We start from the raw sequence: 24156 nt of genomic DNA on the forward strand, positions 1-24156 counted from the left end.
AGAAAGACTTGGCTTATCGCCAAGTCCTAGCGCAAGCCTTAGTTTTTCTTATACTATATACCTTTAAGCTTACTCAACTTTCGTAGTTCACTTGTAACGGTCATATGCGACCGTTAGAGGTCTTTTTTTGCCTGATTAGATTTTTAACAGTCATTTTCGACCCTTAGAATGAAAAATCTATTGATTTAATTCGATTTACAGCGCTAAGGTGCAATTTTGTCCGTTAGAATTTATATCGTTCAAAAAAACCTCTCTAAGATGCGATTTTGTCCGTTAGAGCAAGCCATACATCATGAACCGCATCGAAAACAAAAGAAGCTAACAACTGAAGTCACTTTATGATGTTTTAAGTCCGTAATGCAAAAGGCCGCAGCAGAAAATGAATAGCAGGTCACTCACTGTAATGAATAGCTTGGCCAATCTTCATCATATAAAGCCTTATGTACCAGTATCATTTTGGAAAGCCTTATGTATCAATATCATTTTAGAAAGCCTTATGTACGATTAACACCTTGCTAAAGTCTTATGTACCAATTTCACCCGACTAAAGCCTTATTTGCCACTTTCCCTGAGAAAGTTGAGTTATACAATCTGATCGTACAAAAAAGCACCCCTTACTCTCATGCTGCAAGTAACGGATGCTTGTTAAGAATATAAATTAATCAGTAGCCCTTTAATATCTCCCACAAGGGAAAGTATTTCAAGCTGGTTTTTCTCATCATCTAAAATTTGATTAGTCAGATCAATAAGCTTCTTATCAACCTCTTCCACAATCTTGTAGCTACGTGGTCTACCTCTAGAGTTAAAGCCCTGTCTCTCTTGAAGCTCGATACCGTACTCTACTGCTTCGTTCAGAAATTGCTTCACTAGCTTCTTATATTCTCTAAGGTTCTCCATCGTCATGTGCTTCCCTAATCGCTCTCCACTATCGTGAATGCGATTAACAAGCTGCTGTAAGGCACCCTCTTGCATTCTTAAGCTAGATTGGGCGACAAGCTGCGCGAAGTTTGCCTTAGGCTGAGCCCCAAGGTTTTCTTTTTTCATTGGTTCGATTCGGGTATTTACGTGGTTCTCAATACGCAACGGTCGTATCCCTCCCTTAAATCCACTACGTGCAGGGACTGATCTCTAGTAAAAAGCTCATCTCTAGCAGAATGCTCAAGAGGGAGCTCTGCTGGAAAACTACTAAGCCTTGAGATCGGTAGCCCACTTTTTTCAAGCCTGTCTATTATCTTTAGTGTATCATCATTTGACCCACAGTCAATTAAATAAAAATAAATATTATGTCCCTCAAGCTGAGCAAGCTGAGTTAAAGAGCGTAGAGTACCTTCGATTTTTGCTTGCGAGTTATGCGTATACAGCACGTAATGCTGTGTGGTCGTGTTCTCCTTTTTTCTATAAAAAAGGATGCGCATATGAGTCCATAGCACAGTTAGTCCATAAACAGCGAGCCCCCAAAGCAATAAGGTTTGCATTCCCATACCCCCTTTCTTACAGAGTATGCGAACCAAACCTAAAGAGTGCGGGTCTTTGTGGGCTGTTTGATACCAGCAGAACAGCCTGAAGGGAGTCATCATTGTAGTCACTGTTGCTGTCAAGGTTGTTGCACAGCATCAGTTACTATAGGTTAATTTCAGTTAGAGTCACAGCATCGGTTAACTTTATGTTAATCTCAGTTAGGCACAGCTTCAGTTAACTATAAGTTAATCTCAGTTTGGCACAGCATCAGTTACAACTTCAGCTACAGCTTCACCCAATGATTTTTGATCGCTTCAACAACCGCTTGGGTCCGGTCATGGACCTTCATTTTTTGTAGGATGTTGCTGACGTGGTTTTTGACCGTTTTTTCGCTGATATATAAAATGTCTCCGATACGTCTATTGCTTTTTCCTTCAGCCATCAGCTGTAGGACCTCACACTCACGCTTTGTTAATAGGTGATAGGGAATCGTATACTCATCGAGTAGCATAGCACCAGAACCTTGCTCGGAGTAGCGCTCCGCCTCGACCTCTTGCTCCACTTTAATTCTACGAAACTCATCAATGAGCTTACCCGTAACCTTAGGATGGATATACGCACCACCTGAGGAAACAACCTTCACAGCTTCAATCAGGGAATCAATATCCATTTCCTTTAGAAGATAGCCGTTTGCTCCAGATTGTAGGGTTTTATACACGTAGGCTTCTTCATCATGAATAGATAAGATAATAACCTTTGTTTCTGGAGATGAAGAAACGATCTGTTCCATCGCTTCAACCCCATTCATATTAGGCATATTGATATCTAGTAACAGAATGTCGGGTCTTAGGGCTTCAACAAGAGAAAGAGCCTCAAATCCATCTGATCCTTCTCCCACGATGTTAAAGCAAGCCTCCATCTCTAGTATCCTCTTTACACCTTCACGAAAAATTTTGTGGTCATCTACGAGTAGAATATTCACTTCGTCCGTTTGATTCATGATTTATTCCCTCCTCCAGTTGATCTTTTTGAATAGGTAGGACAATTAATAGTTTTGTTCCGTTTCCTGGTGAAGATTGAACAACCATATGCCCATTAAGTAGTTTGACACGTTCCTGCATGCCGATTAGACCGAAGCCACTTTTGAGCTCCTTGTCCGGATCAAAACCGATCCCATTGTCTTTGACAATGACATAGATACGCTCTGCTTGAAATTCTAGTTTAATATGAGCTTCACGTGTCTGTGCATGCTTTATGATGTTGTTAAGTGCTTCTTGGACGAGCCTGAAAACGGCAACCTCCATAGCTGGTGTGGGACGTATTTCCTTTCCAAACATCTTCAATTCGATAAGAATAGGATGATTGCTCATCAACTTCTCTATGTATTTGTTCAAGGTGGGTATGAGTCCTAAATCATCCAAAGCCATCGGTCGTAGATCAAAAATAATTCGCCTTACGTCCGCTAAACCCTCTCTTGTACTTTCCTTCACTTTCTTTAATTCAGCAATCGCCTGATCCATTCCTTCTTGATGCAGGACTCGCTCTACTAATTCCATACGCAAAACGATATGAGCCATCGATTGGGCTTACAAATCATACAAGCTCACGAGCCAAGCGCTTGCGCTCCTCCTCCTGAGCTTGTATGATTTGTAAGCCCATTTGCTGATGCTGCTGGGCATCCTCTAGCAGATCGGCCATCTGCTTAATATCATAGGAGAAGTAGTTAATCACCACGCTGATCTGAGTGAGAATACTTTCTGCTCGCTGAACGGTATCTTGTACACTTCTCAAACGAAATTGAAGCTCATCTCTTTTTTCACGTAGCTGGTTTTCCTTTTCCTGCAGAATGGAACGCTCAAGCTGAATGTTACTTGCGTTTTCATACGCCTTGCGAATGTCTTCTTCTTTGTAGATTCGAAAGTTTTTACTGACCTCTGAAAGCTTAAGTCGAGCAATACGCATCTGTTTATCAAGCCTGTCACTGGTTTTGATAACCTGCAGGACATCACGCTTGATCGTTTCAATTTCATAAAGCAGATCCTGCATTTCGCGCCTTGACTGCTCAGCGATTTCAAAGATTTGATTTTTACACTGTTCCATAGAGTCCAGTGTTTTTTCAATCACACCATCAATTATTGAAACGTTGGTAGACATACGTTTACCTCCCTTCGCTTTCATCCGATGAGAGCCCCCATCTTCATTCAGTGACTTTATGCCTATAACATGCTGTGTTTTTCTAGCAGCGGGACTATGGTGTGAATCCATCCATTACTCTCTTACAGTATACTTCATAAAATTACCTGCATAAATGATATTTTTGATTTATCGTGACATTTTTACTATACCTAATAACCCATACGTTGCGCAAGGTAAAAATCGTTAAATTACGAAAATATTTTTTGAATATTATATAGTTTTAGACTAATTATAGCGTACTTTTTTAAAATTGTAAGGAATTTTTGTCGAAATTCGTCATATTTTTTTACAATTCATTTCAATTCAAATTAGAAATAAAGGATGATTTATAAAAAAATCTATCTAGTTTTTCCCATCTTTTGAGATAGGAGAACTAGATAGATATTAAATGAGAAGGTGCATGTCTTCAATACTGAACATTACACCTCCTATGTTCTGCAATTTTTGTTATTTTTGAGCTAATGCTTGAAGTGCTTGCACTTTATCTGTATTTTCCCAAGGGACATTTAAGTCTGTACGGCCAAAGTGTCCGTAAGCAGCCGTTTGGCGATAGATTGGACGACGCAAATCTAGCTCCTTAATAATACCTGCAGGGCGTAGGTCGAATGTCTTACGCACGATCTCAGCAAGCTCATCATCGGAGAGCTTCCCTGTACCAAACGTATCGACAGCGATAGAAACAGGCTGTGCCACTCCAATCGCATACGCCACCTGTACTTCAACCTTATCGGCTAAATCAGCAGCTACGATGTTTTTCGCTACGTAACGAGCAGCATAAGCGGCAGAGCGGTCCACTTTCGTTGGATCCTTACCGGAAAATGCTCCGCCTCCATGACGAGCATATCCACCGTACGTGTCTACAATAATTTTACGGCCAGTTAGACCTGCATCTCCTTGAGGTCCACCAATAACAAAGCGGCCAGTAGGGTTAATAAAATATTTCGTATTCCCGTCCAACCACTCTGCTGGAACGGTAGGAATGATTACTTTTTCCATTAAGTCCTTTTTGATTTGCTCTTGGCTAGCCTCTGGATGATGCTGTGTAGAAATAACGATCGTATCTATACGTACAGGCTGATTTTGATCATCATATTCAACCGTTACTTGAGTTTTTGCATCTGGACGAAGATAATCAATCGTTTCATCCTTTCTCACTTCACTAAGACGGCGAGCTAGCTTATGAGAAAGAGAAATAGGTAATGGCATAAGCTCAGGTGTTTCTTTACAAGCAAAGCCAAACATAAGTCCCTGATCTCCAGCACCGATAGCTTCGATTTCTTTATCTGTCATACTACCTTCACGTGCTTCAAGAGCTTGATTCACCCCTTGAGCAATATCTGGAGACTGCTCATTGATCGCAGTAAGTACAGAGCAGGTTTCAGCATCAAAGCCATACTTCGCTCTTGTATATCCAATTTCTTTAATCGTTTGACGAACCAGCTTTGGAATATCTACATAACATTCTGTTGTAATCTCACCTGCAACTAGAACCAATCCTGTACTCACAGAGACCTCACACGCTACACGAGCGTTTGGATCTTTTTCAAGAATAGCGTCTAAAATCACATCCGAGATCTGATCACACATTTTATCTGGATGTCCCTCTGTTACAGATTCTGAAGTAAATAAACGATGGCCTTTCTTTAAGGTCATTTCTTGCATTCCTCCCTTTCACTAACCAGTTGTATTTATCTGAAGCTAAGCTTAACCGATACTCATTTCTCATCTGTAAAGACTGCAGCTTTTTCAAGGAAATGAAAAAACACCTTTCCTTGAGGAAAAGGCGTAGCCTGTGTGGTTACAAACGTCCTTTTACCTCTTATCTTTCAGAAAATGCACGTTGCTTCAAAAATGTGCATTCCTGCAGGTTAGCACCTTTCTTCTTTCGTATCGTTGTTTGGAAAGCAAATTAGATTTCATCTGGCAGCTAAGTGATACTGATTCGCCTTAAAAATTTGCTTTGCCTCTAAAAGCATGAAATTCGCTTTTTTAACGTATACTGGTAGAGAAGGTTGCCGAGTGTCATTGGGCCTGTCCCTCACACTAACTCAGGATAAGAGTATCCGTGTCACGACATATCCTATCTTATTTTAGGTTAGCTGTCAACGTATTATTCTTGAGGACTGACAACAGAGGAATTTTAGGTAAAGAGGATATTTTTTCTAAAATGTTTAGCCAATTTGGTTTGAACCTGATGAAAAGTATAGTACAATAACGGTACGACTGAATGGGGGGATACTTTTGGTTCATAAACTAGACAGCTTGTATGCAGAAGTTGAGATTAAGAGATATGTCCTCCATGAGAAGGTGAAGGTCTATCAGGACTTTTCTCATCCAGATATCGTAGAAATTAGCCAAGAGCTTGATATTTTGTTAAATGAAATCAATGAACTTGAACGTCAAAAATAAAGCGTTCCTAACTACTTAATCGTTAGGAACGCTTTTTGTCTATTAATTTTTTGGAGCCTCCGGGGTCTGGTTCGCTACCGTCTTCTTTTTACCCTTCGCCTGTCCAAAGATAATCCAAGAAAGAGGAGTCAGTTGAACGAGATAGACGATGAGCCAGGAAACAAATAATGCAGCCGACCAGGCACCCAAGATTTGTAGATGAAACACAATCGGTATTTCAGACGCTTCTACATATTTTCTCCAGAAGTATAAGACCATCGGATGGATCAGATAGATTCCAAAGGAAACTAGGCCTAGCTTAGCCAATACACTTCTCCATAGTCTTGGAGCTTTATGAATAAACCACAAAGCGACGTAATAGAGCATCAGGACCGAAATCAGTGTGTACATATTCCAGCCAAACTCATACCATCGTGAATTAAACCAATCTCCGTACTTATACGCCGGATAGTGGATATAAGCATGAAACGCTCCGCTAGCTAGCCAAGCAAGGGTCACAATAGGAACCATTAGCTTAGCCTTCTTCTTTAACCACGCTGTCACCGATTCATAGTAAACCCCAACAAAAGCACCGAGCGTATAATAACTCAGATAGGATAACGCTATACTGCCTTTGTATGTCACTTTAACCTCAGCTAGGTTGTTATAGAAGAAGAAGCCCCATTGCCCTAAAAAGCCGATTAAGAAAATCCACTTAACCAAGCCTTTTTGCTTTTGTAGCAGCAGTAATAGTAATGGGAATATAATATAAAATTGAATGCTAATAATAACAAAGTACAAATGAGCGTGTGCTTTCCCCCATAATAGATCATGCCCCAAAAAGCGAGACCAATCGAAGTTCTGCACCCCGTCCATGTTTTCAAAACCACCTGTTAAACGAAGCATGTAAAACGCAACCGACCACAGCAAATAAGGGACAATAATAAAGCTCAGCCGCTGTGAATAGAAATGCTGCAGGCGCTCTCTGTTGAGCGTCCGATGATAATACGTATAAAAGAGAACAAGGCTGCTTAGAAAAATAAACGTAGGCGTTCCCAGCTTCCCAAACTTATTTAGGATGAGGTAGAGGGGGTACGCTCTAGAATGCTCCGCCAATTCTACCATCGGAAAGGACGTTGCATGAACGAAAAGAACACCTAATATCGCTAAGCCACGAACCAGATCAATCTCTTCAATATACTTGCGCTTCAAGCTCATTTCTTAATCTCGTAGCTTCCTCGTACCAGTATGCTGCTTGGACCTTTGGTGACTTCAATTCCTCTACCGTCTGTACGTGGGATAAGAATAAGGTGATTCGCTGGTACTCTTGTACCACGGATATCTACCCCTTCTGTTACATCAGACAAGCCATCTCCACCAGGACTAACTAAGCCCTTAACCTGTCCTGTTCTGACAATAATTTCAGTACCTGCTTGTCCGATTAGTTGCTGACCTGTTTGAAGCTGAACAACCTTAAGAGTAGATTCAACCTCAACGCCTCCACCACCGCCTGTGGATCCTCCAGAAACCTTAGCAATTTGCTGATCAACGTATGATTTAGTCACGAGCGGATCGTTCACGGAGCCAAGTCCATTTGTATTCGCTCCTGCTGTCGTTCCGAGCAGCATAGCTCCTAAAACGGTAGATAAAGCCGCTGTTTTTTGCCATCTTTTCATTCTGTTATCCTCCCCATTTAAACATTAAAACAAATCTAGTATTCTCTTAAATGTACCATTGTTTTGCAACTTGCGCCAGTGAGCATATCCAGTCTCAACAATCTGGTCGGAAGTGAACCTATACACGAACTACGCTTGGAAACACACCTCTACGCGTACGGCTTTGAAACGATCCCATGCACGAACACCCCGCTGGAAACAAACCTCTACGCCTACGGCTTTGAAACGATCCCATGCACGAACACCGCTGGAAACAAACCTCAACACGTACTGTTTTGAAACGAACCTATCCAAGAACTACGCTTGGAAGCAAACCTCTGCAGTTACTGCTTAGGAAAGATTCTTTCTACGAACTGCTTTATAAAAGAATATCCATTTTTAAAAGTATATCTGCTTTAAAAAAGTAACGCTTCATGGATCAGTCTTTTTAGAGTGCAGAATGATTTTCCTCCTGGAGCTCCACTACCTTTTCCACAAATCTAGCAAACTCAGCTCTAGTCATCACTTGATTTGGCTTAAAGGTGTAGTCGGCATATCCCGTAATGACGCCCAATCGAGATAAGCGCATAATTGAGCCGTAGGCAAAATGATTTGAAGACAAATCTCTATACGTAATCGTTCTTTGTGTAGTCGGCTCAACGTTCATTTGCCGCAGAATAAGCTGCTCAAAAATAGTAACTACCTCTGCCCTAGTTATACTCCTAGACGGGGCAAAAGTTCCATCAGAATAGCCGTCCATCACGTTAGATTCACTCATTTGAGCAATAGCTTCACTGGCCCAATGCTCCTGTCCAACGTCTTCAAACGCGTCTCCCTCAGCTTCTGCATTAGCGTCAAAGCTGTACATACGCTGAAGGACCTGAGCCACCGCTGCTCTAGTCACTGGGTCCGCAGGATGGAAGAGGTAATCTCCCACTCCTTCAAAATAGCCTTGCTGGGACACAAGCACAATAGAATCCTGAGCCCAAAACCTGCGAATATCTCGATAGCCACCTATGATCGTACTCTGACTGGCTTGCAAGCGATAGGATTCAAAAGGAAATGCTTGTCTAGCATTAACTTGAATATAATAGATTCCAGGCTGAAGCCTTCGGCCAATATGAATTTCTTTTTCATTTCCGTGTTGTGTTTTAACAGTGATCAGCTCTTCATTTTCATCATAAAGCCTTATACTTAAGCTAACAAAGGAAGGTATACCGTAGGCCCGGATCGTCACGTATTGATTTTGATCTCTAACCCTTACTCTATACCAATCCTCATCTGTCCTCGTATGAATTGTAGCCTCTATGATTTGTGATAGAAGAAGTCTAGTAGCTTGTACCGGGCTATTATTCGGCTCATTCTCATCTTCAAAATAAGGACGATATGTGGTTCGTAGATAGTATTCTCCGTTCACCTTATTATCATAATAATGATGCAGGCGAAGATAATATCTCCCTCTTTCTACGTCCGTAACAAGCCTCTCCTCCTGACCGTTACTAACGTTGCCTTCATCAACCCTGACCGATGTCCCATCCGGTCGCTCTAAATAGAGGACAGGATCTAGACGAAGCGTATCGACCGATACATGGATATCTAGCTCTCCTTTTTGCGGTACATCAATATAGTACCAGTCTCGCATATTATCTCTATGGAACGTCCCCGTTAATACTTCTCCGTTCCCCTCTAATGGGAAGGCTTGTTCCTTCGTATTATTAGGCTCTTGTTGATCAGCATAAATGGTGAATGAGCTTGTCATTGAATACGATATAGGTCTCGTATGCGGCTCATCTTCATGAAATCTTAGCTTAATATGTGAAACTCCTGAATCAACCATTAACCGAATTTCTCTTGAATGATTAACATGATAACGGAACGTTTGATCCTGTTCTCTATTACTAAAGTAGATCAGCTCAAGCCCTTCTTCACGTGGCTCAGACAGTTCCACAGATAGGGTCAACACCCCTTGATAAGGAGAGTCAATTTTAAACCAATCGATATCCTCCTCATCGGCTAGCTGAGCGGAAATCATTGATTCTATAGGAAACGGAGCGGCCTGTACCATACTATTATTCGGCTCGTAGATATCTGTTGCTGGGGGTGTAGTCAGTGCCTTCCAGACATTGATACGTCCATGACCTGTTTGTACATCCCAGCCTGGCTCATGGACATCCTCAGACGTATACAACAAGTGGTTACGTAATTGGGCAGGGGTAAATTCAGGATGTCTTTTCAGGACCAATCCAGCTAAACCAGCCACTTGAGCGGCGGATAGGGACGTACCTGTAGCCAAACGATACTCTCCAGCTAATCCGGTGGTATACACGGTTCCGGGAGCGACGATGTGAATTTCAGGACCTGAGTTAGAATAAGGAGCTGGTGCATCCGCTGCGTTCACGGCTCCAACGGCTAAAACGGTCGGAAAAGCAGCAGGATAATTCACTCGTCCCCCCTCATTGCCCGTAGCGGCCACAAGAAGTACGCCATTTTCTTCAGCATATAGCACAGCGTCCTCCAACGTCTTACTATAAACAGGGCTTCCTAAGGACATAAGCACAACGGATGCTCCACGATCTACCGCTTGATAAATCCCTTGGCTCACAAGAAACGGGGAGCCCTCTCCTTCAGCGGGTAGGACTTTTATAGGCATAATATTCGTAGACCATAACAGCCCAGCGACCCCTTCCTCATTATTACCTACAGCTCCAATAACTCCAGCCAGCTGAGTGCCGTGTCCATGATCATCTTCAGGAGGCAATAAAGGATCGACTAGATTTATGCCCGGTACTAGGTTTTCTTTTAAATCAGGGTGGGAGGTGTCCACTCCTGTATCTAAAATAGCGATGGTAATGTCTCGGTTTGCTCGCACTAGCTCCCATCCAGCATAAGCTTCAATTTGCGCTAAGTACGTTTGTAAAGACCTATGGGGATCATTAGATAAGCTCACCGAATCGATAGTCATCGTATAATCAGGCTCTAGATATTCTATTTCTTCCATATGTACCCATTCCATATACCAAGCTAATACGTCTACATCCTCATACAGCCGAATTAGAGCTAGCCTCCGCTCATGATCAATATGGAGGATCTCCATCTGATCCATGGAAGGCTGCTCAAAGTCCTCAAGCCACTTCACAATCCAATGTGAATGCTCTTCAAACTCTGTAGGCACTTCTAGCAAAGGAGCCTCAGAGACAGGAACGTCAGGCTTGGAGAAGATAGTTAAGAAGGTTACTAACACCACCATGATCAGGAGAAGCAAAAGAAGGGAACGCAAAATAAAAAAAAGCTTGCTCTTCATTTTTTCCTCTCCCCCCTTGGTTTGTCTATGCTCTTTTTCTCTATCTCTCTTTTTCTCTATCTCTCTATTTATCTGTTCTATTATTTCTCTATCTTAATTTCTTTATCTTAATTTCTCTATCTTAATTTCTTATCTTAATTTCTTATCTTAATTTCTTTATCTTATTTAACTATCCTACTCTCTATCCTATTTCACTATCTTACTCTTTATCTTAAATCCTCAACTTTTGCAGAGACAAATTATAAATAATCTATAGGACCTTAAGGATCTAGGACTAATCTGAAGTATTTGTTGACAGGATAGTCTTGCAATTGGGCTAAATTCCCCCAACTTTGTCGGCTTTCCACGCTGCCTTTGTTTTATTTTACTGTCTCTCACCTGTAACGGACATTTTTGACCCTTAGAGCTCCATTTTTACCTGATTTGATCTCTAACGGACATTTTCGACCTTTAGAATGAAAATTCATTGATTTTGATTCGATTTACACCGCTAAGATGCAATTTTGTCCATTAGAATTTACAAAGTTTAAAAATACCTCGCTAAGATGCAATTTTGTCCGTTAGAGCAAGTTATAAATCATGGACCGCATCGAAAACCAGAAAAGCTTCACTAAAGTCACTTTATGATGTTTGAGTTTGAGTTTGAGTTCGTCCCATGCAAAAGGCCAAAGCTGAAAATGAATTGTAAGTTAATTACTCTACTGAATAGCTGGCCAATTTTCATCATATAAAGCCTTATTTGCTAATTTCAGCCTGCGGAAGTTGAGTTATATTTTTTCTACTTTCTCTATCTACTTTTTCTATCTATTTTCTCAGTCTAATTCTTTATCTACTTTATCAATCTAATTCTCTATCCAAATTCTCTATCTAATTCTTTATCTGCTTTCTTTATCTACTTATCAATCTAATTCTCTATTTACTTTATCGTCTACTTTGCTTTCTACCTTAATCTTGCTATCTATTCTCCCAAAATAACGTCTTATCTATACTTTACTTCTTCATCTTTCAATTTTCATTTTCTATGCCTATTTAATTTTTCTCTCTTAATTAATACGGATAAAAGCATGCGTTAGTTTCACTTTTTTTATTATTAATTGTTGCATAAACAGATATAAATTACCATTATTAACGAAAAATAGAGAGTAATGATTATTGAGTTCATCACGGCTGGCTCTATTAGACTTTATCATTAAATTTAACTGATAAATTCAACTGATAGATTTAATTTATAAATCTATCAGATTTTAGCGATCAGCATATTGTAGCAGCATAGCCTCAATTTCTTGGCCCGTTGTCCCCCCAGGAACGTTAAATCGAGGAATACGATGTGTCGATCCATCTAAATAGAACACACCACGATCAATGCTAAAAAGAAGCAAATAGCCTAGCTCTCTTGCCACAGCAACAGCCTCTGCATTTGATGTACCAAACGGGAACGCTAAAGCCACAGCTTGCTTTCCAACATGCTGCTCAATAAGCTGCTTAGACTGCTGAAAGTCCTCTTTTATTCGCTGGCGATGCTCTCCCTCTGATTCAAGCGAACCATTCTCTAACAGCATTCGCTGAACCAATGCTTTTTCCAGCCCATTTTGGCCAGCTTTTTTGCTGTGCAGGTTATGTGTATGGCTCTGAATCGTGATCACACCCGAATCTACCATTTCCTTGGCCTGCTCCCAAGTGAAATGCTCGTAACGCCCTGGCTGTTCTCCCCTGTGTTTGGTGACAACGTAAATGCTAGCTTTCATCCCTAACTCCCTAAGGATAGGGTACGCATACGTATAGTTATTTAAATACCCGTCATCAATGGTTATTAGAAGAGGTTTGGCGGGAAGCTCCTTTGTTCCATGAATCGCTTCCACAAGATCATATTCTGTAATCGTTTCATAGCCTTGATTTTTTAAATAGGTAAGCTGTTCGCGAAAATCCTCAGGATCAACCTCTACACTAGTAGATCCACCTGGTTTAAAAGAATGGTACATCAGGATAGGAACATATCCCTGAAAGGACTCCTTTAGATTCGAACTCTCCGAACTCCCTTGTTGCTCTCCATTCAGATTCTGATCCTCATTTGAGTGCTGCTCTCCAGATTGATTAGCAGGAGATTGGTTGCCCCCATATCCATTTTGTTCACGATTTTGATTACTATTTTGATCTAGATTTTGTCCACCATTTTGGTTTCTTCGAGAATCATTTGGACGCTCTACTGTTCCACTAGGTTCCTGCACGTTTGTATCTTCTATGTATTCCTCATGCTGAACAACAAGCACTTCCTGCTGCTGTTCTGGATGATGATCTGTATTAACTATTCCTTCTACAGCATCAGTTGACTCTGCTCCATCAGTAAGCAAAGCCTCTGAATTGCTCTCCTCCGCACCTTGCTCTAGCTCCTGATCTAAAGTGTTCTCATCTATGGTTTGAGCAGACGCAAGAAGCTGCTCTTCCGTCGTTATGCCCTGCGCTCGCGCTCTTTCCTGTTCCAGCTCATAATAAAGAAAATAGGAGGAAGACAAAATGAATACGATTAATGAAACCATTAACGCCCATTTTAAAGGATGAATGCGATCTTGTCGTTTTTCTTTTTCTGCAGCCATTTGTGTTTCTCCCCACATGCCCTACTGAGTTGTACCACATACCCATATGTACAGTGCGTATCTATTTGCTATGAATAGTAATACGTATGTATTCTGTAAACGTTTCTATTTATGTGTACATTTCTATTTATGTGTAGGGCCCTTCTATTCTCGCTGTATTTATATCCTTCATTATACTTTAGCTAAAGCCATGGGAACATAGATTTTAACCAATCGGATAAAAGAAAATCTACTAAATCCTTCATTCACTATGATTATTCGTAGAGCGATAAAGTGATCTACTAAATCCTTCATTCACTATGATTGATTCGTAGAGTGATCTACTACAATCCTAATCACTATAAATCATTCGTAGAGTAGTAGAGTGATCTACATAAGCCTTCCTTCATTCACTATGATTCATTTGTAGAGCGATAAAGTGATCTAGTGCAAGGCTTTATTCACTATGATTAATTGGTAGAGTAATCAAAACGGTCGTCCCCCTACTTATTACACTCTTAATATCCATATGCCCCTGGTGAGCACGAATGATCTTGTAGCTGACCATCAAGCCTAAGCCCGTTCCCTTTTCCTTTGTGGTATAAAAAGGCTCGCCTAACCGCTTAATCCGTTCAGCCGGAATCCCGTTTCCTTCATCCGTTACCTCGACAGAGATATTCTGCTCATCGGGCTGATCAATCGTAATGGTAATCTTTCCACCTTTGGGCATCGCTTCGATTGAGTTTTTAATCACATTGATAAAAACCTGCTTCAGCTGATTCTCTTCACACATCAGGAGAGCGTCCTGCTTAGAAAACTTCGTAATAATCTCACAGTTATGTAAAATCGCTTGTGTTTCTAATATAGTCACAACATCAAGGACAAGCTTATTTAAGTTACGCTGTTCAAAGCTAACGACCTGAGGCTTAGCAAGCACCATAAACTCATTCACAATTGTATTAATCCGATCAAGCTCAGATAAAATAATATTGATATATTTAGGATTATAGCTCTGCTCTAGCTGAATCAGCTGCACAAAGCCTTTTAGGGACGTTAGCGGGTTACGTATCTCATGAGCTACACCCGCAGCCATTTGTCCAATCACTGAGAGCATGTCCGACTTACGCAGAAGCTCCTCTGACTTTTTCCTTTCGGTAATGTCCCGGATAATCCCAGATACAGAAACAACCTCTCCCTTACGATTCTTAATGGGTGAAAAAGTCACACTGACATGAAACCTAGTACCATCCTTCCTCTGGCGTACCGTCTCATGACCGATGATCTGCTCCCCATTTTTCAGCTTAAAATAGAGATCTCTGGATTCTTTGCGACATTCTAAGGGAACGGTAACCCTCGTGCGCATGCCTACAATCTCGTCCGCCGTCCAGCCATACATTTGCTCAAAGGCGTTATTAACCCGTCTAATCGTTCCATCAATATCATAGAAAAGGATCGCATCGGCGCTGGTACTGATGAAATTTTCAAGCTGATCCTTAATCATCCTGAGCTCATCCTCTACTCGTTTCCTCTCCGTAATATCCTTACCGATCACCAGAATATTCTCATGCTGATCCGGGGCGTGGTAGATAGGAACCTTGGTAATTTCGATCGTTTTGGCTTCTGCCCCTCTAGTAATAACCTCTTCTAAACGATGGATGCTCTTAGAATGTAGGGTCTCTTGATCAGAGTTTTTTAAAAAACTCCAGTATTGCCGATTATGTAGCTCACTCATTTCCTCTAGCTCAGCGACATCCTTGCCAATCATATTCCTACCATTCATTTCAAAAAAATCATGGGCGGCCTGATTCGCCTCTAGCACTCCTCCCCCTGTCTCCTTAAGAATAACAAAGTCAGGAATCGTATTGATGAGGATGCGGAGTCTTTTTTCACTTTTGCGTAAAGCCCTTTGAGATAAGTATAGATTATGTAAATATCGATTTAAAAAGTATAAAAAAAGAAGAGCCGTTGCCAGCACAAAAAGGAAATTAAAGAATAATTCGATAAGATTGCGGACATAATCCTTCAGTGGAAGACTGGAAATCATACTGTCCGTTGCAATTAACCAGATGAAGCCAATCACAATATACCAAAAAATAATTTTTAAGGATAAGATCCGCCGACTTCGGAACGAATTTCCCATCTTCCTACTCCCCCTGTAAAAAGATATGTCATGTAAAGATACTAACATAATTGTCTTGCGTTGGAGAAGTATGTAATAAAAAAGATAAAATTTGGTTCTTTCGACCTATACAAAGAAGGGTTTTACGGAAGCTTTTCAAAGGTGGAGCACCTATATATAGAAGATTACACTATAACTTACTTATCTTATCTAAAAGCTGTTGAAATTCATTTACATAGATGTTTGCAATTCGACTGGCTATCTCCTCTGCTAGCTCCTCATTATACACATGAGAAGTCATATTACGATCATGGAGCATTAGAATCCATTGATCTTCATCCTCTATCAACTTTTGAGCATAGGCTTCCTTAATAACCGCCTTAGGAGAGTTTCTATCTACCAATCCAATAGATTCTAAATACTCTTTTGTTGTCTTCCATGAAAGCTCATAGGTAAATTCAAATCTCTGAATTAATCCGTCACGGACAACATCGGTGGCTCCAGCTTGTTGAAACTCCTTGACCGCTTCTCTGAGCCTTTGAAGAGCCTTATAAAAATTTGTTAGCTTGACTTCAAATTTACTCATGTAATGACACACCCTCCTTCTCTATACTTTTAAGCAATTCTTTATCTGTTTGCTCATTAATAAATACGACATCTATTTTCTTCAACGTCTCTATATCTTCCAAGTCCATATAAAATAAAGCTTTTTCCTTGGCATTTAGTGTATTTTGAAAAACGGCAATATCATAATCACTTACAGCAGAATGATCGCCTCTAGCACGAGAACCGAATAAGACTATATCCTCCTTTATGCCATATCTTCGGGCTACAGCACAGATTTCCTTTAATACGGTATCTTCCATAGTAACTCGCTCCTTTCTTTAATTATTCTACCCTTAGCTTACACTTCCTCCTACGTTGCTTTGAACAAGTTAAAAAAAGCCCACACCTAGATAGGTGCAGGCTAATTTAGTTATCTATACAACTCGTTAAAAATCCGATACATCACCACAGCGGCCTCAGCTCGTGTAGATAGCTCATCCGCCTCAAAACGGTTTCCTGATCGTCCTTGCATCACACCAGCTTCCACAACCGTACTTATTCCAGCTTCAGCCCAATCCTTAAAGCTAGCACGATCATTAAAGCTTTGTAAAGCTACCGTTCCACCTTGCTGAACGCCAAGCTCTTGTAACGCTCTAGCTAGGATCGTAGCCATCTCACCTCGTGTAATGGGCTGTGCAGGTGCAAATTGTGACTCTGTATAGCCTGTAACCCATTGTTTAGCTACAGCCGTTTGAATCACATCATAATGCCACTCTGTGGATTCGACATCTGAGAAGAAAGCTCTGCTTCTCTCTTCCTGACCCAAATCTATACCCAATGTCCTAACTAGGAGTGCTGTAAATTCTGCACGTGTGATCGGAGCGTTAGGATCAAAGAGTAGATCTGTTTTCCCGAAGATGATATTCTTCGAGCCTAGCACTTCAATCTCATGTATCGCCCAAGGGAAGCTCCCTGCTGTTACATCGCTATAGGATGTGTCATTCCCCATAAGCATATATCTACTAAAGCTATGCAGCTCCGTTACAATCTGATCATCTACTAATCTTCCACCACGGAATTGCGCGGAACGATTATTAATAATCTTATGGAGGCTTAGTTTTTCTTTGCTAAGCTCACCCGTGTCAATATCTTCTACTGGTATCGTAATGATCAAAGGCTCTTGGAATCTATCGATTTGTACTCTGAGACCATTCTCATCTAAGATATCGAAATCATAGTAGACTCCAAACGGCTGCAAGGATTCATTTAGACGTAGGCGCTCTAGTAATTCAGCTGTCGCTTCCTCTGTTGCTTCCCTGACACGTATGGATGCATTTTCTAAGCCTATGGCTCCAGCTGGAATTGTTAGCGTTAGACCACTCTCAAGCTCAATGACCGTTTCTTCATTTGCCTTGATCTCTGTTCTAACTTGATCCGCTACTCCTTGTGGTAATTGAGGCTGTGGAGTAATGTACTCCGGCTCAAAATAATCTTCCTCTTCGGGCCATTCTGGTGTTTCTGGTTCCTCAGGAACTTCTGGCTCTTCAGGTTCCTCTGGTGTTTCCGGTTCTTCAGGAACTTCAGGCTCCTCAGAACCCTCCTCTCTTACTGTAACAAAGTAGGAGAGTGAATCATGTATACTTTCTACCTCATTCTGATAGGAAATGATAATCTCAGCTTCTCCTTCAGCTAAAGCTGTTACACTTCCTTCCTCAATCACCACTATATCTTCACTAAGAACTTCAAATTGCACGTCAGATGTAATGTTTCTTGAAGTATCATTTGAATAATTCGCTAATACGGTGATGTCCCGAGTCTCTCCAACTTCCAATGAAAGCTGACTTGGTTCTACACTTATTCCAGTAAATTCAACAGTTTCTGTTTCTACGGATACGTTAGCAGTTCCATTTCTTACAGTAGGGTGAATAGGTACTCCCTCAACGCCTATTAATTCTACATTCTCAAGAGTGAGCTCATACTGCCCACCAGGCACATTGTCGAATTGGAAGGTAGCTAATGAACCAGATCCTTCAAATCCTGTATCTACCTCATTAAGTGCAATACTATAGCTTCGTCTTGTTAGTCCTTCATCATGAATAATTTCATCATTGATTTCAAGCTGTGCATCTGGATTATGTGCCTGTTGATGCTGCTCGAATTGAGGGCTAGGAGATACAGCTACGTTAGCTAAGCTCGAGTCATAGATTAGATCAAAGCTAGCTGCATATACTTCTCTTGACACTCCAAACCTAACGTCAAGCTCAAAGCTATCATTCTCTTGTATTTGGCTAGGAGTGGCCTGTATGCTCACTTGATCTTCCTCTACTACATCAAACTCAACCTCAAGGACTTCACTTGGAACATCCTTCCCATTATCTACTAGATCATAGACATAGAGTTCAAGCGTATTTGTCCCACTTACTAATGGAACTTCAACTTCAAAGAGTCCCTGATCATCTATCCAGCCATTTACCTGGTTTAAACCAGATCCATGATCATACATGACAGCTATGAAAATAACATCATTATACGTAAATGGAGTGTTTTCAACTTTTACTAATTCTTCGACAAGTAAATCGTAATCAATTTGTCCTCTAAGTGTTGCTGTTTGATCATCATAGTCTATCTCTATATTAGAATCCATTGTATACTCAGGTGCTTCCCTATCTACAATAAACGAAACAGCAGATTGTGTTTCTGGCACTTCCTTATCGATATCTTCAGTCCTTACCCATGGCACCATTTTGTAATAGCCATCATCAAGCGTTAATTCTGTACCCGCTCTGACGTATTTTCCATCCCACTCTAGATTATCTATTCCTGCTTCTTTACCGTCCAAAGCCTGATATGCTGTGCCGAGCCATGTTAAGCTTTCATATATTTCAGTTTCACCATTTTCTTCTTCTTCAATTATTTCGACAGAGTAAACATCTAGTGAAAAAGATGAAATAGCAGAGCTTAAAAGATAGGATATATTTGTCTTATCTCCTCTTCCTAACCCCTCTTCAGAACCTTCTGGTGAAAAAATGCTTGGACTAATCGATAGATTACTAACGACATTGTCCACTCCAACAAACATAGAAAAAGGGATTCTAATCACATGCGATCCGCCAGATTCTCTTAAGAAAAGCTCTCCTTCATAACGCCGGTTTGAAGCTACTTCATTATCTATTGTTAGTTCAAAAGTATATTGCTCACTACTGTCGGACGAAACACCTACCTGGCTAGGAAAACTAATATGTCCAGCTGGAGTACTATGCCATACTACCTCTGTTGCATATGAGCTATTTTCCCCAACGATATCCTTAAGTGTTACCGTTCTACTTACCGTTTCACCTTGACCAACGTAGCCAAAGGACATGCTACCCGTGTGATGTGTAACAACATTCCCTTGTTCGACTGCTTCTGATGTTTCAGCTACACTAGCTACTACTTTTGCATCTAGAACCCGGTCAAGAGCTATGCGTCCTGTTCCCTGAGTCATATGATTATACCGCTGACCTTGACGATCATTTAGAGAAACTGTGTTGTTCATTAACAGTGCTTTAATCTCAAAGTGATCAAGACTAGGGTACTTTTGCATGATAAGAGCTGCTGCACCTGCTACATGAGGAGCAGCCATACTTGTTCCATTACTTGGCTTGTACCATCCCTCATAGTCTGGTACAGAGGATACGATCCCTACCCCTGGTGCTGATAAGTCTGGTTTAATAGATTGAAGGGGTCTAGCTGGTCCTCTTGAACTAAATGAAGCGATAATATCTTCCTCTTCACGAGAGCCAAAGCTAATTTCTAATCCTCCTGAGGATTCTAACCGCTCAGCTAATTGATCACCATCAAGACCTGAAAGACCATATGTAGGAATAGGGTCCTCTAGAGGATTTGCTGGATCAACAATTGTACCGCTTTCTAACGCTCCAGGTAAGTTATTATAAATGAGCACTCCAGCCGCTCCAGCACCCATGGCATGTTGTACTTTTTCTGTAAAGGATATCTCCCCGCGTTTTATTAGAGCAATACGCCCTTCAAAGTCTTGGTCTATATCCTCAAAATCCTCTGCTTTTCCTAAACCTGCATATATAACTTCATATTCTTCAGTTAGATCATCTAAAGGAGGTGTACCTGTAAATGGATCTAAGTAATAGGCTGTATTATTTCCTACTATCTCTACAAACGGTGTTTGTAATGGAGGCTTAGACGCTCCTACAGATATAGCAAGCTCTGCTGTAGCAGGAGTTGTTACCGTACCTGCTCCGTCCCCTGAATTTCCGTTAGATATAACTGTAATAACACCAGCATAAGCAGCATTATTGGCTGCTATAGCATCAGCTGAATATTGGTTATTTGAATCTGCACCTAATGAGAGGTTGATGATATCCATGCCATCTTCGACTGCTCTTTCAATGGCTGCAATTACATTATCTGTTGAACCACTACCGTATGGACCTAATACCTTATAAGCATATATGGTGCTTCCCGGTGCAACTCCTCTAATTCCTGTGGAGGCAACTTCATTTATCACTACATTTTCATCGTCATCTTCTTCATCGTCATCATCTTGATTACCTCTTCCTACTCCACGTCCTGCAACGGTCCCCGCTACATGAGTTCCATGTGACGTATAATAGGTACGTCCATTCTCATTAACTTCTGGTGGATTATTCGGATCATTTAAAAAATCGTCCTTTGTTGTTTCATAAGGTTCTTCATCATTGTTTACAAAGTCATAACCCCAATAGCCATCTTCAGGTATAGCACCAACTAGATCAGGATGATTTCTATCTACTCCCGTGTCTATGATACCAACTTTAAGACCTTCTCCTGTTATTCCTTCTGGTAGATCCCAAAACTGATCACTCCCTATAAAAGGAGTACTTCCCGACATAAAAGGAATGATTGTTTCAGAGCTAGTTATAACTTCTGTAGAATAAACAGTACTGTTCGGGTAAACAGCCTTAACTCCTGGAATATGTAATAATTCCTCTACTTGATCAGCTGCTATAGTTAAAGACATCCCGTTAAAAATCGTTGAAAATTCCCTTCCTATCTCAACATTAAGCTGTGATTGTGCTTGTGATTTAAAGCTTCTTTGTTGAAGCTCTATTTTCTGGTGCTGAGATTGAATTGGAATCCTGCCCGTATTAAAAGACTGCATCTGTCCCTTCATCTGAACTTCGAAGACCTCTGTTGGGGTTTCTTCTAGCTCAACGATAACAGATATACGTTCCTTGCTACTTGATTCAGGTACAAAATTCTTTGCAGACTGCACAGATGAATAGTTTGTCTCATCTGACTGAGATAAATCATCAGCCCCATCAAGCTCTTTATTTACCTTTTGATCACCTTCAATTGCTTTATTGTTCCTATCTTGAATAAGCGTTTTAGTTGGATTTAGACCTATCTGATCTAAATCTATGGATGTGTTCTCAAACTTTGGGATTAGTGAATGACTACTCTCAGTCAGTGTAGTCGAGTCGGTTGCTCCAACAGTTGGAAGCAACAGTGAAAAGATAAGTAGTATACTCAGTAATGCTGACGTCAATCTCTTTTTCAAGCTTGCTCTCCTCCTTGGATTTTCATAAAAACTGATAGATTAAGATTCTATAAGTTTAATGAAAAACCTGCCGTAAATCCTTACTTTTTGCTCGGATTTGTCGAATCGATTCTTTAGCCCTAGCTGATTGTGTGACAAAGGAACTAGTAGATTTAGCAATTCAGATAAAAAAAGAGCTAATTCCCAATGTTTTGGGTTTATTAGCTCATATCCAAACTATTATGTTTTGCAATGAATAACTTTGTTTAGTAGTTGATTCAATACTGCTAAAATCTACTTTCTAATCTCCACAATCTCATTACCAACACTATAAATATTCACACCGTCACCGACTAGAATATTAGTTATATGGCTTGTTGTATTGTTTACAATTACAACAGTGTGATCAGCAAATCTAAATGTCTGATTACTATACTGTCTGTTTCTGGCCGTGATAGTTTTGTTTGCGTCATCTCTAGCAGTAATATCAAAATTATTAAAAATTGCTTTATCTATTCTTAAAGCAACACCATCTCGAATGTTAATTAAAACACGATCACCTTGATTAAAGCTGGTAAGAGATCTTAACGCAGAATTATTTTGATAAAGCTTAACATCACTATCATACGTTATATATGAAAGCTGATTTGTTTTTAAATCTTTAACACGTATCGCATTAGCACTTGAATCACTGAAATCAAAATTGAATGCTTTTCTTTCTCTATTTAAAACTTCTATTTCTACAATCTTTCCATCACTTAGTTTAAGCTTTACTCTATCACCTACCAGTAAATCTGTACTGCTAGGTTCAATGTACCCTTTAATTAACACTTTTAACGAAGAGTCGAAATTATATTCTTCATTTACTCCATCTTTAGTCACAATGGCTCTTCGTGTATTAACCTGCGTAATGACATAGTCACTCATGTGACTAACAGGTATTTGAATGGAGTCCACTTGATCCTCATGATAATTGATCTTAACCTTCTCATTCATTTTTAATTGATCAAAGGATATATGAGCACCCTGTTGATCTAAAAGCTTAACTCTATTATTAATTGATATAACTTCATAAGAGTGGTCCGCATGCTTAACAGTAACTACTCGTTCAGTTGTATTAATACTAATAATCTCAGCTTCTTTTTGATGTTCATATGACTCAGTAACTTCTATATGTTTTAATTCCCCTTCTTCTAAAGTAATTCTTACTTTATCAAAGGTATTAAGTTCACTAATTCTTATAGCTTTATTGTCTTTATTTACCGTGACTGTTGAGGCTACTTTGAAACTAGTTAAGTTTTGCGTCTGATCTTGGATTGTTAATAATTCCTTACTAGCATCATAGACATAAACAGTACCTTCTATTTCATTTACCTTTCTCTCACTAGCATTTAAGAGATCTAGGAATAGTACCTGATCGTTTGAGTCAATAATAGCAGATATTTCATCACTTGATTTTAATTGAGCGAAAGATATCCTATTATTCTCTTGGAAAAGTAAAGCATCATCTTGAATAAAGATTTTTTCTAGACCGCTATCTGTATTAACAATTGCCCCATCTTCTTGTTTAACTTCTATCTTACCTCGAACAATATCTTTTAAGTAGTCCGAACTAACAAACTCCTCTGCCTTAGCAAGTAATGCCGTCATTTCAGCTCTAGTAACCGTTCTTTCTGGTTTAAATGTTCCATCTGGATAGCCAGTGACAATCTCCGCCCCAGTAGCGAGATTAACTTCTGAACGTACCCAAGGTGGTATAGAATCACTATCTGTAAACTGAAGGTTACTTGTTGTTGCCGGAACACTTCCATGCTTCTGAATAGAAGTAATCAATAGCTTAGTCATCCAAGCTCTAGAAGCTTCTTCTGTTGGGTTAAATCCAGCATCAGATGCCAGACTAATTAGACCTAATTGAGCTCCCACAAGTATATTTCCTTTTGACCATTCAGGTACACCTTGTATGTATGGATAAAGCTCATGATCTTCACGCACTTCTAAGCTCTTTGCAGCTTCTGCTTCATCTTGATAGCCTAAGAACCTCACGATCATTGCTACAGCTTCCTGCTGTCTAATTCCTTGATTAGGACGGAATGTGTTATTCTCATATCCTTCAACTACATTTCGAATATCCATCTTTTTAATAAACTTTTCTGCCCAATGTGCTGTAGGTACATCATCAAAGTTTTGCAATGTGTTAGCTGATAATACGCTTGGAAAGATTAGTGATAGTAGTAATGTACATAGTAATGTGGTAACGATAAACTTTTGGCGCATATTCATCCCCTTTTCATGCTTTTCTATCCCTTAACTATAGCATATTTTGGTATGTAGGGACATATAGAGATTTTTAGACACTGTTTAAAAAACAGCAGACATTTATGGACATCATC

At 40.2% G+C, this 24156-nt stretch carries 16 protein-coding genes and 1 riboswitch; of the genes, 1 reads left to right on the top strand and 15 read right to left on the bottom strand.

Annotation, left to right across the window (positions count from 1 at the left end):
* Window positions 1-645: 645 nt before the first annotated feature.
* From J2S11_RS10975 to metK, 6 genes are all read right to left on the bottom strand, one after another.
* On the bottom strand, window positions 646-1083 hold the full coding sequence (locus J2S11_RS10975) for a YaaR family protein (RefSeq protein WP_307394481.1): 438 nt from the start codon (window positions 1081-1083) through the stop codon (window positions 646-648).
* Complete coding sequence (locus J2S11_RS10980; protein WP_307394482.1) at window positions 1062-1475, bottom strand: glycosyltransferase family 2 protein; 414 nt, start codon at window positions 1473-1475, stop codon at window positions 1062-1064. The genes J2S11_RS10975 and J2S11_RS10980 overlap by 22 nt, the downstream gene beginning before the upstream one ends.
* A gap of 266 nt (window positions 1476-1741) precedes the next feature.
* Window positions 1742-2458, bottom strand: coding sequence for a response regulator (locus J2S11_RS10985; RefSeq protein ID WP_307394483.1), 717 nt, complete (start codon window positions 2456-2458; stop codon window positions 1742-1744).
* On the bottom strand, window positions 2418-3035 hold the full coding sequence (locus tag J2S11_RS10990; RefSeq protein WP_307394485.1) for a sensor histidine kinase: 618 nt from the start codon (window positions 3033-3035) through the stop codon (window positions 2418-2420). The genes J2S11_RS10985 and J2S11_RS10990 overlap by 41 nt, the downstream gene beginning before the upstream one ends.
* A gap of 16 nt (window positions 3036-3051) precedes the next feature.
* Window positions 3052-3612, bottom strand: a complete 561-nt coding sequence (locus J2S11_RS10995) for a hypothetical protein (protein ID WP_307394487.1) — start codon at window positions 3610-3612, stop codon at window positions 3052-3054.
* Between the two features lie 489 nt (window positions 3613-4101).
* Window positions 4102-5307, bottom strand: a complete 1206-nt coding sequence (gene metK / locus J2S11_RS11000; RefSeq protein WP_307394489.1) for a methionine adenosyltransferase — start codon at window positions 5305-5307, stop codon at window positions 4102-4104.
* Window positions 5308-5470: 163 nt separating this feature from the next.
* Window positions 5471-5714, bottom strand: a riboswitch (SAM riboswitch).
* 181 nt (window positions 5715-5895) lie between these two features.
* Here metK and J2S11_RS11005 point away from each other — a divergent pair.
* Entirely contained in the window at window positions 5896-6063 is a 168-nt protein-coding gene (locus J2S11_RS11005) for an aspartyl-phosphate phosphatase Spo0E family protein (protein ID WP_307394490.1), read from the top strand.
* Window positions 6064-6105: 42 nt separating this feature from the next.
* On the opposite strand, the gene J2S11_RS11010 is transcribed toward J2S11_RS11005, so the two are convergent.
* The 9 genes from J2S11_RS11010 to J2S11_RS11050 all read right to left on the bottom strand — a co-directional run bounded on the left by J2S11_RS11010 (window position 6106) and on the right by J2S11_RS11050 (window position 24040).
* A complete protein-coding gene (locus J2S11_RS11010) occupies window positions 6106-7260 on the bottom strand; it encodes an acyltransferase (RefSeq protein WP_307394493.1) in 1155 nt (384 codons plus the stop codon).
* Window positions 7257-7718, bottom strand: coding sequence for a hypothetical protein (locus J2S11_RS11015; protein WP_307394495.1), 462 nt, complete (start codon window positions 7716-7718; stop codon window positions 7257-7259). The genes J2S11_RS11010 and J2S11_RS11015 overlap by 4 nt, the downstream gene beginning before the upstream one ends.
* Before the next feature lie 427 nt (window positions 7719-8145).
* Entirely contained in the window at window positions 8146-10998 is a 2853-nt protein-coding gene (locus J2S11_RS11020) for a S8 family serine peptidase (protein WP_307394497.1), read from the bottom strand.
* 1244 nt (window positions 10999-12242) lie between these two features.
* Window positions 12243-13589, bottom strand: a complete 1347-nt coding sequence (locus J2S11_RS11025; RefSeq protein WP_307394499.1) for a polysaccharide deacetylase family protein — start codon at window positions 13587-13589, stop codon at window positions 12243-12245.
* Between the two features lie 436 nt (window positions 13590-14025).
* On the bottom strand, window positions 14026-15708 hold the full coding sequence (locus J2S11_RS11030) for a PAS domain-containing sensor histidine kinase (RefSeq protein ID WP_307394500.1): 1683 nt from the start codon (window positions 15706-15708) through the stop codon (window positions 14026-14028).
* Window positions 15709-15877: 169 nt separating this feature from the next.
* A complete protein-coding gene (locus J2S11_RS11035) occupies window positions 15878-16273 on the bottom strand; it encodes a nucleotidyltransferase substrate binding protein (RefSeq protein ID WP_307394502.1) in 396 nt (131 codons plus the stop codon).
* A complete protein-coding gene (locus J2S11_RS11040; RefSeq protein ID WP_307394504.1) occupies window positions 16266-16553 on the bottom strand; it encodes a nucleotidyltransferase domain-containing protein in 288 nt (95 codons plus the stop codon). Before J2S11_RS11040 ends, J2S11_RS11035 begins: the two co-directional genes overlap by 8 nt.
* Window positions 16554-16663: 110 nt before the next feature.
* Window positions 16664-21787, bottom strand: coding sequence for a S8 family serine peptidase (locus tag J2S11_RS11045; protein WP_307394506.1), 5124 nt, complete (start codon window positions 21785-21787; stop codon window positions 16664-16666).
* 273 nt (window positions 21788-22060) lie between these two features.
* Window positions 22061-24040 carry an S-layer homology domain-containing protein gene (locus J2S11_RS11050; RefSeq protein WP_307394508.1) on the bottom strand — a complete coding sequence of 660 codons (1980 nt, stop codon included), beginning with the start codon at window positions 24038-24040 and terminating at the stop codon, window positions 22061-22063.
* Window positions 24041-24156 lie beyond the last annotated feature (116 nt).

Origin of the sequence: Bacillus horti (genome assembly GCF_030813115.1) — a bacterium.
Classification (GTDB): domain Bacteria; phylum Bacillota; class Bacilli; order Caldalkalibacillales; family JCM-10596; genus Bacillus_CH; species Bacillus_CH horti.